8 protein-coding genes are annotated in these 13,253 nt (G+C 68.9%); 5 read left to right on the forward strand and 3 right to left on the reverse strand.

Going from position 1 to position 13,253, the window contains the following annotated elements; genetic code table 11:
- Positions 1–265: 265 nt before the first annotated feature.
- Positions 266–1,444 (forward strand): glycosyltransferase, encoded by a 1,179-nt coding sequence (locus LR393_RS36345; RefSeq protein WP_231483996.1) that lies wholly within the window; start codon positions 266–268, stop codon positions 1,442–1,444.
- Between the two features lie 121 nt (positions 1,445–1,565).
- Here LR393_RS36345 and LR393_RS12355 read toward each other — a convergent pair whose 3' ends face one another.
- Positions 1,566–2,519, reverse strand: a complete 954-nt coding sequence (locus LR393_RS12355) for a glycosyltransferase (protein WP_231483997.1) — start codon at positions 2,517–2,519, stop codon at positions 1,566–1,568.
- Positions 2,520–2,996: 477 nt separating this feature from the next.
- Between LR393_RS12355 and LR393_RS12360 the strand changes: the two genes are divergently transcribed.
- Complete coding sequence (locus tag LR393_RS12360; RefSeq protein WP_231483998.1) at positions 2,997–4,793, forward strand: MATE family efflux transporter; 1,797 nt, start codon at positions 2,997–2,999, stop codon at positions 4,791–4,793.
- 230 nt (positions 4,794–5,023) lie between these two features.
- Here LR393_RS12360 and LR393_RS12365 read toward each other — a convergent pair whose 3' ends face one another.
- Both LR393_RS12365 and LR393_RS12370 read right to left on the reverse strand, forming a co-directional pair.
- The gene (locus tag LR393_RS12365; protein ID WP_231483999.1) at positions 5,024–6,550 is read right to left on the reverse strand and encodes a hypothetical protein; all 1,527 of its coding nucleotides are present in this window, start codon (positions 6,548–6,550) and stop codon (positions 5,024–5,026) included.
- Complete coding sequence (locus tag LR393_RS12370) at positions 6,547–7,479, reverse strand: glycosyltransferase (RefSeq protein WP_231484000.1); 933 nt, start codon at positions 7,477–7,479, stop codon at positions 6,547–6,549. The genes LR393_RS12365 and LR393_RS12370 overlap by 4 nt, the downstream gene beginning before the upstream one ends.
- Positions 7,480–7,768: 289 nt before the next feature.
- Between LR393_RS12370 and LR393_RS35255 the strand changes: the two genes are divergently transcribed.
- From LR393_RS35255 to LR393_RS35260, 3 genes are all read left to right on the forward strand, one after another.
- The gene (locus LR393_RS35255) at positions 7,769–9,463 is read left to right on the forward strand and encodes a Wzz/FepE/Etk N-terminal domain-containing protein (RefSeq protein WP_331282939.1); all 1,695 of its coding nucleotides are present in this window, start codon (positions 7,769–7,771) and stop codon (positions 9,461–9,463) included.
- Positions 9,464–9,725: 262 nt separating this feature from the next.
- Entirely contained in the window at positions 9,726–10,748 is a 1,023-nt protein-coding gene (locus LR393_RS12380; RefSeq protein WP_231484001.1) for a glycosyl hydrolase, read from the forward strand.
- 175 nt (positions 10,749–10,923) lie between these two features.
- Positions 10,924–13,197: a glycosyl hydrolase gene (locus LR393_RS35260; protein WP_269327075.1), complete on the forward strand. Its 2,274-nt coding sequence runs from the start codon at positions 10,924–10,926 to the stop codon at positions 13,195–13,197.
- The last annotated feature ends 56 nt before the right edge of the window (positions 13,198–13,253 follow it).

Raw genomic sequence — 13,253 nt, forward strand, 5'->3', positions numbered from 1 at the left:
CTCAGGGACCATGCGCTTGATCCTGTCTTGATCGTTCGTTTGACAGTTGGAGAATAGACCGCACTTGTTTCGGGCACAGTGACCCGTTCGGGGTGGCCTTGCCGTGGAGTTCGTCACCCCTCGGCGGACCAGGACTTTAGTCCGGCGTCCGGCTCAGGAGAAGGGTTCTGGGAGAGCAGCTCGACCACCGGCGCCGGGGCACCCGGCAACAGGAAGACCGGACTCGGGGGCCACATCCGGTCTCAGCAGTCGTTAGGGTCTGGGGGTGCCCACGACTGACGTTCCCGCGCCCGGCTCCGCCGGCACCCCCCGCTGTCTGCTGGTGACCAAGGAGTTCTCCACGGTCCCGACCTCGGGCGGCACCCTGCGCACCCTGGCCCTGCTGGAGACCCTCGCGACCCGGTACGACACCACCGTGGTCAGCCCGGAGGGCGTCGTGGCGAAGGGGCCGGGCCGACCGCTCGAAGAGCACCCGGGCCGCGCGTCGGGCGGTGACGCGCTGCGTCAGCTGCGCACCACCTGGCGGTACAAGTCGCTCAGCGGTATCCGCACCGGTGGCTCGAAGCTGCTCGACAACCTGTGGAACGCCGCCGAGGGCCGGTACGACGTCGGCATCATCGACCACACCGCGCTGGCCGGCCTGACCGACGAGGTGGCCTCCGGCTGCGACCAGGTCGTGGTCAGCATGCACAACATCGAGTCCGACCTGATGAATCAGCGCGCCCAGCTGGCCATCTCGGCCAAGTCCCGGCTCGCGATGAACGCCGAGGTGCGGCTGCTGCGTCACCTCGAGGCGCACGTGGCCGACCACTACCCGGTCGTGGTCTGCACCGAGGCCGACTCCCGGGCGCTGAACGCCAAGCGTGGCGGGATCGTCTGCAAGAACGGCATCTTCGCCGGACAGGTGACCCCCTCGGGCAAGCGCCCGCCGAACTCGATGGTCTTCTCCGGCGCCCTGGACTGGGAGCCGAACATCGACGGCATCGTCTGGTTCTCGGAGAAGGTGTGGCCGCTGATCCGGGCCCAGATGCCTGACGCCACGGTCACGATCGCCGGCCGTAACCCCGGCCAGGCGGTCACCGCGGCCTGTGCGCCCGAGGGCATCACGCTGCTGGCCAACCCGCCGGTGATGGCTCCCGTGCTCGACGCGCACGTGATGGGCATCGTGCCGCTGCTGGCCGGCGGTGGCTCGCGGATCAAGATCCTGGAGTACCTGGCCGCGGGCATCGACATCGTCTCGACCGACGTCGGCGCCTCGGGCCTCGAGGACATCCCCTCCGAGCTGGTCGAGCGCCTGGCCATCGACCCCCAGCTGTTCGCGGACATCGTGGTGGCCCGCCTGCGCGCCCCCCGTGACACCTCGGCCCAGGCCCAGGACTGGGTCCGCAAGCACTACTCGTGGGACGTCACCCTCCAGCCCCTCCTGGACTTCCTGGCCCGCTGACCCCCTCTTTCTGTTCACGGACGAAGGGCCTGAGGGCACCGGGGCCGTACTCCAGCCGTCCCGGCCACGACGAAGGGCGCCTCCCCGGTGGGGAAGGCGCCCTTCATCGTGGTGCGAGGTCTCAGCCGGCCTGACGCAGCCGGTTGTCGGACGGGCTGGCCGTGGCCGGCAGCGCGGGCAGGGGCGGCAGCGCGTCGTCCTGGTAGGCGCGGTGGCCGACGTGCCAGCCGACGGCCCACAGCAGGGCGCCGGGCGTCGGGTTCTCCCGCATCAGCTTCAGCGCGGAGGCGACGGGGCTGGAGGGCTGATGCGACTCGGCCACCTGCGAGGCCTTGATCACCGCGATGGACGTGGTGACGGCCGTGACGCTGGCGATCGGCTTGTTGCCGTAGCGGCGCTCGAGCAGGGCCGCGGCGTGGCCGTACGACCAGCCCTGGCGCCACATCTTGCTGAACGAGGTCCGCAGCCGCACGTGCATCACGACGTCGGGGCCGAAGATCAGGGGAGTGCCGGAGAGCTGCACACGCCAGCACAGGTCGGTGTCTTCCAGAGTGCCGACGGCCTGGTCGAAGCCGCCGACGGTCAGGAAGGTCTCCCGCTTGATGCCCATGTTGCCGGCGCCGGCGTGCGGCAGGCCCGGGCCGAAGGGGGACTCCTGGAGTCCGGTGTTCTGCTGCAGCGGGCGCGAGCGCCAGACCCGCTCGGAGTTGAGCTTGCGCGACTCGAAACGGCCGGCCACGAAGGGGTTGCGCTCCAGCGCGGCCATCATCTGGATCAGCCAGTCGTCGGCCACCTCGTCGTCGGCGTCGCAGAAGGCGAGGAAGTCAGCCTTCGATGCGTGGGCGGCCACGTTGCGGGCGTGGCCGGCGCCGGGCCGGTCGGAGGAGTCGATGATCTGAAGGTTAAGAACGCTTTCATAACGCTGGGCCACGACGCGTGTATGGTCGGTCGACCCGTTGTCACTGATGATGACGTCCCAGTCGCCGGTGTAACGCTGGCGGGACAGGGCCTCGAGCTGGATGCCGAGAGTGTCGGCGGCGTTACGGCAGGCGATCACCACGCTCACAGACGGCATTTCAGATCAGGCCTCTCCGTAGGCAACACATGTGCAACTTACTCTTAAAGACTTGCAGGCACAGCCTAAGGCCAACTGAGAGCGGCCTGAGAGTCTGCCGTCATAGTTAATGCTCCCGATCTGCGGTTCAAGGGGCGATTGAGCCTGCCTCATCCGTTCGGACGATGTAATCAGCCCTTTAGGTCCTGTTGATGTTCGTTTCCGTAGTTGAACGGCGCCGAACAGGTGTAACGGAGAGAAACGGGCGTATCTGACGGGACGTAAAGGTAGGCTGGGGCGCCGGAAGCTCCCTGTGGTGATTTCCGGCTGCGCTTCAGCAAGGGGGCTGGCAGCGCCGATCGAACCGCTCACAGACGTGCCGGTCGATCGTTCGGCGGTCCTGTCCCGGGCCCGTCGACCGCGATCCGAAAGGTGTGCGTGAATGCCCGGCCGCAGCGGCGCCCCCGAGTCAGGCACCCGCCGATCAGCAGGTGACCCGTGGCCATAACCGGTAGGCACGTGCGGGCCGACGAGGCCGACCTGGAGCCGGACCTCGAGGACGCCCCCTCCAACCGCAGCCGCATCATCTGGACCTTCGCCGACCAGGCCCTGTCCAGCCTGGCCAACTTCGCGCTGTCGATCGTGGTCGCGCGTGAGGTGTCGGAGAACGACTTCGGCTCGTTCAGCCTGATGCTGGTCACCTTCACCTTCCTGATCGGCCTCGGCCGGGCCATGGTCGGTGACCCCTACGTGGTCCGGTTCACCGACGCCGACCGTCACACGCGCCGCCGGGCGTCCCGTCAGGCCACCGGTGCGGCCGTCAGCTTCGGCGTGATCGCCGGCGTGGTCTGCGCGGTCGCCTCGATCTTCCTCGACAAGCAGAGTGCCGCCGGCATCCTCGGTCTCGGCATCGCGATGCCCGGCCTGATGCTGCAGGAGACCTGGCGCAGCACCTTCTTCGCCGAGGGCCGCCCGCGCACGGCCACCATCAACGACGGCGTGCGCACCGTGATCCAGTTCGCCCTGCTCGGTGTGCTGCTCACCTCCGACAGCCCGTCGGTCTTCCTGATCACCCTCGCCTGGGGCGCGGGTGGCCTGGTCGCCGCACTCATCGGCATCCTGCAGACCCGCGTCGTGCCCGACCCGTTCGAGGCGCTCGCCTGGTACCGCGAGACCCGCGACATCAACCTCAAGATGGGTGCCGACTTCTCGCTCAACCAGGGCGCCACCACCCTGGTCAGCTACGTGATCACCGGCATCGTCGGCACCCTGGCCATCGGCGCCATCCGGGCCGCGCAGTCGCTGCTCGGCCCCCTGAACCTGCTGTTCTCCGGTATCTCCTCGTTCGGCCTGCCGGTCCTCGCCCGCACCGCCCTCACCGGCCGTTCCCTGGTGAAGCAGGCGCTCCTGCTGAGCGCGGGCATCGGTGGCATGGCCAGCGTCTGGGTGCTCATCCTCCTGGTGGTGCCGACCTCGATCGGCCGCCAGTTCCTGGGTGACAGCTGGGGCAACGCCCGCGACGTGATGCTGCCGATGGGTCTCATCACCGTCACGGTCGGGTTCGTGCTGGGCGCCAGCCTCGGTCTGAAGGCCCTGCGCCGCGCCGACCAGATGCTGCGGGTCACCTTCATCCAGGCGCCGCTCATGCTCGGCCTGGGCGCCGGCCTGGGTGCGGTCTGGAGCGCTCCCGGTGCGGCCTGGGGCATGGCCATCGCGCAGGTCACCGGCTTCGTGATGTGCTGGTGGATCTTCATCCGGGCCGACCGCATGCCCCGCGACTGGGTCGACGAGGAGAACGAGGACGGCCCGAGCGTCGCGCCGGGTGGCGACCAGCCCCACGGCCGCGACCACACCCTCCGTCACGGCCCGCACGACCGGCAAGCCTTCTGGGACCAGGACGAGCAGGACCGCTGGACCCGTGAGGAGCCGGAGGGCATCTACGGCGGCCGGCAGGCCGAGGAACCCTGGGCGCCGGAACATCAGCCGGGCTACCGGCGGAACTGGGCCGACCCCCGCCAGAACCCGGACCGGTCCGGCGATTTCCCGGCCTCCGAAGAGACCGTGCAGTTCCGCCAGGACTGGCACACCGGCCAGGCCGCGCCGCCCCCGTCCCGCGGCACGTTCGACCCGGCCGAGCCCACGGTGCCCTTCATCGAGGAACTCCCCCAGGAGTCGCCGCAGCCGGGCCCGGGCTACGACAACCGTTACGCCGACGACCGCTACCCCGAGGAGCAGTCTCCGCGCGGCGGCCGGAACTCCTGGCCGTTCCCCGATCCGGAGCACCAGGGCCGCTGACGCCGGCACCACCCTCGACCACCCTGGAGAGGGCGCCCGCGCAACTTCCTTCCTCCGTGATCATGCGAAACCTCCCCGGTGTTCTAGAACTCTCGACCGGACAGTTCTAGAACTCTGGGGAGGTTTTGCATGATCACGAAAGGTTTGGGGGGCCCACGCCCACCACTCAATGAGGGACGCCTGTCAGCTCGCGAGCTGACAGGCGTCCCTCATTCGTGTGGTCGCCGGGACTATGCCACCGGCACCTGATCTCGGTCCCGCCGCATCACCGCGGCCAGGGCATCGGAGACCCCCACGGTGACGGGTGGGCCCCAGAGGCTGGTCAGGAGCCAGGCCAGGGCGACGGTGTGCGCCTGCAACAGGCTTCCGGACAGGAAGAAGATCATGAACAGCATGGCCGTCGGCAGCACCGGGATCGGTGGGCCGCGGTACACGCTGACCATCAGGAAGGCGACGAACACGACCATCGCCACCAGGCCGTACTCGAAGGCCAGCTTGGGGGCGATGGTGTACACCACCGCGTCACCGCCCGAGCGGAACGAGGTCAGCAGACGGTCGGCGGAACCCGGGCCGGCCCCGACGAAGAGCCGGGTCGGATTGTCCGACAGCCCGGCCGACACCTCGGTGTACGGCTGGACGAACCGGATGTAGCCCGAGGAACCCTGCTGGGACGTCTCGTCGCGCCGGTCGAGCAGGATGTTCGCCGCCGGCGTCGCGAAGACGATGGCCAGACCCACCGCCCCGGCCAGGACGTAGGCCGGCCGGATGCGGTTGGGGGCCACGACGACCATCAGGCCGACCGCGACGACGAGCAGGATGATGCCGGTACCGGACAGCGTGGAGGCCATCCCGATGCCGAGCAGGGCCGGCTGCCACGCGGGGGCGCGGATCAGCAGCGCGATCACCAGGGCGAGCGCCAGGTACTGGCAGAGGAACGAGGGCTCCAGGAAGACGAACGCGTTCGCCTTCGTGGTGGGGTCGTTCCAGGCCAGTTCGTACGAGACGTTGTAGTCCTGGATGAGCAGGTTCTCCGGGACGAACTTCAGCAGGTAGTCCTGGTAGACCCAGACGCCGGCGTACTGCGAGCCCAGCTGGAACACGCCGACCACGGCCGCGACCAGCATGATCCGCGTGTAGAAGCGCGCCAGCGGCACGAACAGGTCGCGGAACTGGATGCTGATGCAGAACACCCAGGGCATCCACAGAATCAGCAGCAGCAGAACCGAGTTCAGCGAGATCGAGTTGCCGAAGAACTGGCTCAGGTAGGTCGCCAGCACGATCAGCGCCGCCGAGGCGATGAACAGCTCGGTGCGCACCCGGTTGTAGCGCACACCGCCCCGCAGACGGGCCAGCACGACGAAGACGTACGTGGCCACCAGTGGCAGGGGGATCGGGAAGCTGCCCAGCGGGATCGCGAACCGCATGCCGACGATGCAGACCAGCAGGGTGATCTTCAGGAGCCGGAGGATGTACCGCCGGTTCTCCTCGCTGACCTCCTTGGTCGGGCCCACGGCCTCGACCAGCCGCAGCCGGTCGGAGCGCTCGTCGTAGGCGGCCAGCGCGTCGAGGCTGGGCTGCGGGCTGGAACGGTCGCGGCGCCAGCGCTGACGCACCTTGCGGACCATTCCGGTACCGCCGCCGTCGAACGCCCGCCAGGGCTGGTGCGGCGTGCCGCCGGTCGGGGGCACGCCGGGCCGGCCCGGCGGCGTACCGCCACCGGGCCGGGGACCTTCCCCGTGTCTGGGGGTCTCGCTCACGCCCGGGTCACCGTCCGGCCGCCCACGCTGGCCCGGCCGCTGGTCACGCCGAGGATGTAGCTCCAGTGCTCCTGCGCCCGGGACTTGTCGCCCTTGGCCAGGGAGGCCAGCACCCGCAGGCCGTACCCGAAGGTGAGGGCCAGACGGATGGCCCGGGCGTTCTGCAGGTTGTTGTGCTGGGCCACGTAGCGCGCCATCGACGCGCCCCGCAGTCGCAGCATCTCCTTGGACGGGGCGCCCGAGTTACCGGCCGCGTGCTGCACCAGCACGTCGGTGCGCAACGCCTGGGTCATGTTCTTCTCGCGCACCGCCCGGCCGAACGCGACGTCCTCGTTGTAGACGAAGAACTGCTCGTCGAAGCCCCCGAGGTCGGTGAACGTGCTGACCCGAACGGCCATGCAGGCCCCCGTGGTCCAGTCCACCCGGATCGGCAGATAGGGCCGCGGACGGGCGAACAGGCCCGCCTGGGGCGCGATCTTGTGTAGACCGATCGAGTGGATCACGGCCCGCCGCACGGTGGGCTCCCAGCCGCCCGTGCCGATCTCCACCGACCCGTCGGCGCCCACCGTGGTGGCCGCCGAGGAAGCGATGTCCGGCTCGGCCGCGAGCTGTGAGACCAGCGTCTCGAGCCCGGTCACCGTGGGGCGGGTGTCCGGGTTGACGAAGATCACATACTCGTACGCGGAGCTACGGGCACCGAGGTTCGCCGCAGTGGCGAAACCCTGTCCCGCGCCTTCCAGATAACGGGCGTTGGGACGGTCGCGGATCAGGTCGCGCAAGCCGTCCGCACCCCGCGCGTTGTCCACGACGGCGAGTGGGATGTCGTTGGGAAGCCCGGCGAGCAGGCCTTCGATCTGGGACCTGCTGTTGTAGCTGACAATGATCAGCTCGTAAGCGGGTACGGCGCCGTCCTGGGCGCTTGACTCCACGTCATTCCTCCTGTGAACCGGCTCGGTGCCTCAGCGTTGTTGAGCGCGACGTGACAGCCTGATGGCCGAGTGTTGCCCTCGCGGACCCAATCGCCGCAATCATCGGGGCGATATAGCCCAAGGCTGCGCAACTCTGCCGCCCAGGCTAGGCGTTCGTGACAGACTGTCGCACGGATACCGGGTGGCTCAATGTGGAGGAACCCATCCGGCTGCGGGGCATTTACCCATTCGGCCGCACTCGGGGGGTGCTGCGGGCCGGTACAGATTTTCGCGACCAGGAGGAGCACGCGTGCAGGACATCTTGGCGGCGCGGCAGGCCGACGGCAGTTCGGCCGCCGAAGAGGCGCCCAGCCTGGTGAACGCCATCGTGCGGGAACGCTGGGTGGTCCTGGCCTGCGTCGTGGTCGCGGCTCTGCTGGGTATTGGTCTCAGTCAGCTGCAGTCGGCCAAGTACACGGCCGAGACCACGGTTTTCATTTCGGCCCAGGGTGATTTCGACCCGATCTCCGAGAACCCGACCACCGACGTCACCCGCTACATCGCCAACCAGGCCGCCCTGATCCAGACCAACCAGGTCATGGAGCAGGCGAAGACCGACCTCGGTCTCAAGGGCAGCGCGACCGACCTGGCGAAGGAAATCACGGTCACCACCTCCGAAGATGCCAGCGTCATCACGGTCTCCGCGACCGACGCCACCCCGGCGGGCGCCAAGTCCGTCGCCGACGGCGTCGTCGCCGCCTACCGCAAGGTGCGCCTGGCCCAGGTCGAGGCGCAGCGCGACCAGGTCACCGCGTCGAGCAAGTCCGGCGCCACCAGCAGCGCGGTCACGGCCTCGGCCGCGGTCTACGGCGACGGTGTCGGCAACGTGCAGGAAGCGGTGGAGCCGACCTCGGCCTCCGAGCCCCAGCCGGTGCGCAACGCCTTGATCCTGGCCCTGATCGGTCTGATCGCCGGTACTGGTTACGCCCTGTACACGCAGTCATTCACCCGTCGTAAGGTCGGCCCGGCCGAGGCCAGTGCCATCTTCGGCGCCCCGGTGCTGACCCAGGTGCCCGACCGTGGTCGCATCTCCGCCGACGACGCGATCGCCGCGGCGTACTCCGAGCCGGGTGACGCCTACCGGATGGCGGCCGTCGGCCTCGACTACATCCGCGGCACCGCACCCGGTGTCTTCCTGATCACGGCGCCGCACGACGGTGCCGGTTCCAGCCTGACCGCGCTGAACCTGGCCGCGGCCGCGGCCGACCACGGCCGTCGGGTGTTCCTCCTCAACATCGAGGACACGGTCCGCCCGGCCTCCCAGGCCGACGCGGGCATGCTCCGGGTTCCGCTGCACGACCTGGCCCAGGGCCGGATCGACCTCGGCCACGCGGTCGAGCGCAAGGCGGCCTCCCGGGCCCAGTTCGGCATCATCCGGCTCCAGGTGCTCCAGCCGGTGCAGGGGCACCCGGTGCCCGATGTCCAGGCGATCCTCGACCAGCTGCCCGACGACACCGACCTGGTGCTCATCGACGCCCCGCCGCTGCCGGCGTCCTCCGCCTCGTTCGTGCTCGCCGGCCAGGTCGACGCCGCGGTCGTGGTGATCGACGAGGTCACCACCCCGGCCGATCTCGAAGAGCTGCAGCGTCGTTGCCGTCTCGCCGGTATCCCGGTGGCCGGTGTACTGGTCAACCACATCCGCCGTCCCAACATGACGAACAGCCGTCGCCGCCAGCGCGCGGAGATGAGCTCGGTCCCCGGCCGGATGTACGACACTTCCCCCCGTGGTCTGCCGATCATCAACGACAACTCGGGTGGTTTCCCGGCGCTCGGTGGTGACGACCGGGGCTACGGCGCCGGGCAGAACGGTTACGACGGCGGCGACTACAACAACGGCGGCCAGAGCCGGCCGGAAGACGCCGACCTGCCGTGGAACAACAGCAACAGCAACGCCCGGGGCAACCAGGGCTGGGAAGAGAGCGAGTCCCGCGGCCGTCGCCGCTGAGCCGCCTTTGAATCAGCCCTGAATCGCCTATGGGCACTGCGATCACGAGGAACGGTCACCGGAACCGGTGGCCGTTCTTCGTTTTTGCGACCGACCGGAGTCATCGCTGAGTCACCGCTGAGTGGCGGTTGACCGTCTCGTCCCTCCCGGTCAGTCTGGATGAACTGCCCGGTGGACCGGGTATATCTGCGCGCCATCACACCGAACGGCTTGAACACGGATGCTCGAGCTCCTCAGACGCCACGGGCGTCGTCTCGCCCTTGTGGCGGGCGTTCTCACCCTCACGGCGGCCGTCGTCGCCGGGACCGGATACTGGCTCTGGCAGCGCGATCCCGTGGGTGACCAGGCCACGTCCGGCGCGTTTCCCGAGCGCACCGTGCCGCAGCTGCGCAACGGAGTCTTCGTCGGGACCTCGAAGGAGGACGCGGACGCCTTCCAGCAGTGGCTCGGCGGTGATGTCGACCTGGTGGTGGACTTCTCCACGCGGGAGACCTGGGAGGACATCTCCGACCCGGACTACATGCTGCAGACCTGGAAAGGGTCGGGGTACCGGCCGGTGTACTCGGTGGCGCTGCTCCCGACGGGTGATTCCTCGGCGACGGTGCAGCGGGGTGCCACCGGGGAGTACGACGAGCACTACCGCGAACTGGCGCAGAACCTGGTGAAAGCCGGTCAGCCCCGGGCTGTCCTGCGACTGGGCTGGGAGTTCAACCTGGAGAGCTCACGCTGGGCCACGCCGGACCAGGACGCGTTCATCGCCTACTGGAAGCAGATCGTCGACACCATGCGGTCGGTGGAGGGGCAGCACTTCGAGTTCGACTGGAACCCCAACAACGGCAAGAACAAGTTCGACGCGGTGAAGTACTACCCGGGCAACGACTACGTGGACTACATCGGGGTCGACGCCTACGACGTCTCGTACGCCTGGCGAACCTACCCCTACCCGGGTGACTGTGACAGCGACTGCCGGCTGGAGCGTCAGCGCCGGTCCTGGGAGCGGGCGATCTACGGCGGCAAGCGCGGGCTGGAGTTCTGGTCCGACTTCGCCCGGCACCGGGGCAAGCCGATGTCGCTGCCGGAATGGGGCCTGTGGGAACGCCAGGACGGGCACGGCGGTGGGCTCGACGTCTGGTACCTGCAGAAGATGGGGGAGTTCATCGCCGATCCGGACAACGGGGTGGCCTACCAGGCCTACTTCGAGTTCAACGGCGACGACGGCCCGCACAAATTGATGACGACGTACCAGGATGCAAAGGAAACTTTCCGTGGTCTTTTCGCGGATTAAAAGTCGTGTAGCTGAACGCGACGTGCGAAGCTATGGGATTCTGCGGGGCGAAGCGGACATTCTCCGAACCGATTACACTCTCTGAGCGTGACCCCGCAGCGCTCTGACACGCCCGGCGAAAGCTTCTGCGAGCTGTCGAGACGGGCCGTTCAGGGCGTGAGGCCAAGGATCGGTCATGCCTGACCACCCGGCGAACCGGCCGAATCCCTACGGGGCGGGTCCCAGCGCGGAACCCCCGTACGACGGCCGTGGCCCCTACGCCGCTGAAGAGGATCGGAACGGGCGTGAAACCGTCCGTCCCGAGCGGACATCCGGCTACGGCCGGCCGAATCGGGTCTCCCGTGGCCGGGGTGGGCAAGAGCAGCCGAGCACCCACCCCCGCTATGAGTGGCAGGGCCGGGCATCGGGCGACGAGTACGACCAGCGCCCCGACGGCCAGCGGTCCCGTCGCGAGATCCAGGGTTCCTGGAGCGAGCCCGAAGACGCACGTCGAGGGATGCCGGGCTCTTCCCGGCCTGGGCCCGAGCGGCCGCGGGGCGGTGAGGCGGTAAGGCCGCGTGGCAATCCGGCGGAGAGCTCGCGCGGCCAGGAGTGGGAGAGCTCGCGCGGCGGTGAGGTGGACAGCTCACGCCGGACAGCGCAGGAGAGTGCGCAGCGCCAGCCGAGTCGACCGGGTCAGCCGGGTCAGCCGGGTCGGCCGGGTCAGCGGGATCGGCCAGGCTGGCAGGACCAGGAGGGCCGCCAAGGCTGGCAGGACCAGGAGGGTCGGCAAGGCTGGCAGGACCAAGAGGGCCGGCGGGGCTGGCACGACCAGGAGGAACCGCGAGATCGGCGTGGCCGGCAAGACACCTCGGACCGCTCCGACCGTCACGAGCAGCCCTGGGCCGGGCGCTCACGCCTGCGCAGCGGCGAGAACCCCCGCGACGACGACGGACAGCGCCGGCCTGACGAGAGTCGGCGCCACCCCGACGAGAGCCGGCGTTCCCGCGGGGAGGGCCGTCGCCGGGGCGAACCGACGTCCCGGTCGGCCGGCCGTCTCGGCCCGCTGACCGCGGCCACCGACATCCTGAAGCGCATCCGCTCGTCCCGGGGTGGCGACCAGGCCGACGGGGCTGACCGCACCAACCCCCGGGGTTTTCGACACGACAGCGGCAAAGAACTCAATACCGGAGAGCAGCGGTCGAGCTTCTTCCCTATGGAGTCCGAGGCCCGCGACGACGGCAGGACCTCCGGAGAGCAGCGGCACGTCCCCGGCGGAGAGGGCGGGGCGAGCTTCCCGAGCCTCGGAGGCAGCCGCACCTCGCCGTCCCCGCGTCATCAGCCGTCGTTCCGCCAGCCCAAAGACGACCGGACCAACCGGCGCCGGGTGCCGGTGATCGCGGCCATCCTGGCCGTACTGATGGTCATCGGTGGTGTTGCGTACGCGCTGGGCACGGGCGGGAAGAAGGAATCCGGCACGTCGGCCACGCCCACGGTCGCCGCGACGGGCACCTCCCCGGTCACCGAGACCGCGGCCCCGGTCACCACCGGCGCCGCGAAGAAGGTGCCGGTCGGGGTCTTCCGCGGCACCTCGCCCTCCGAGGTGAGGCAGTTCTCCGACTGGCTGGGGAAAGACGCCACCTACGCGGTGGACTATTCCAGCCGCACCACCTGGGACGAGGTGGCCAACCCCACCTACATGCTCAGCACCTGGCAGAACTCCGGTTACACGATGGTCTACGCGGTCGCGATGCTGCCGACCCAGGTCAGCTCGGTGAGCCTGGCCAAGGGCGCCGACGGGGAGTACGACCGCTACTTCAAGGCACTCGCGCAGAACCTCGTGGCACACGGCCAGGGCGACTCGATCATCCGGCTGGGCTGGGAGTTCAACGTCGGTGGCTGGACCTGGCACCCGAAGCCCGACGACAACGGGGACTTCGTCACCTACTGGCGCCGGATCGTCAAGGCCATGCGGGCCGTGCCGGGCGCCGAGGGCCTGAAGTTCGACTGGAACGTCAACAATGGCGGCGACACCTACGACTCGACGGTCTACTACCCGGGCAAGAAGTACGTCGACTACATCGGCGTCGACGTCTACGACATCTCCTGGGAGGAAGACGCCTATCCGTACCCGGCCGAGTGCACCTCGGCGTGCCGCCTGTCTCACCAGGAGGCGGCCTGGGCGAACATTCTGGACGCCCGGTTCGGGCTGGTCTTCTGGTCGGACTTCGCGGAGTCGCAGGGCAAGAAGCTCTCGCTGCCCGAATGGGGTCTCTGGGAGCGCCCCGACGGTCACGGCGGGGGCGACAACCCGTACTTCATCCAGCAGATGTACGAGTTCATCGACAACCCGCAGAACCATGTGGGCTACCAGGCGTACTTCGACTTCACCACCGACACCAAGGGCACCCACGCGCTCGACGGCATGCCCAAGGCCGGGGCCACGTTCAGAAAGCTCTTCTCCAAGTGACCCGAACAAAAATTGAGGACGCCTCTGGAGACTCCCGAGGCGTCCTCAATTTGTGG

This window comes from Kineosporia mesophila (assembly GCF_021129235.1).
GTDB lineage: Bacteria > Actinomycetota > Actinomycetes > Actinomycetales > Kineosporiaceae > Kineosporia > Kineosporia mesophila.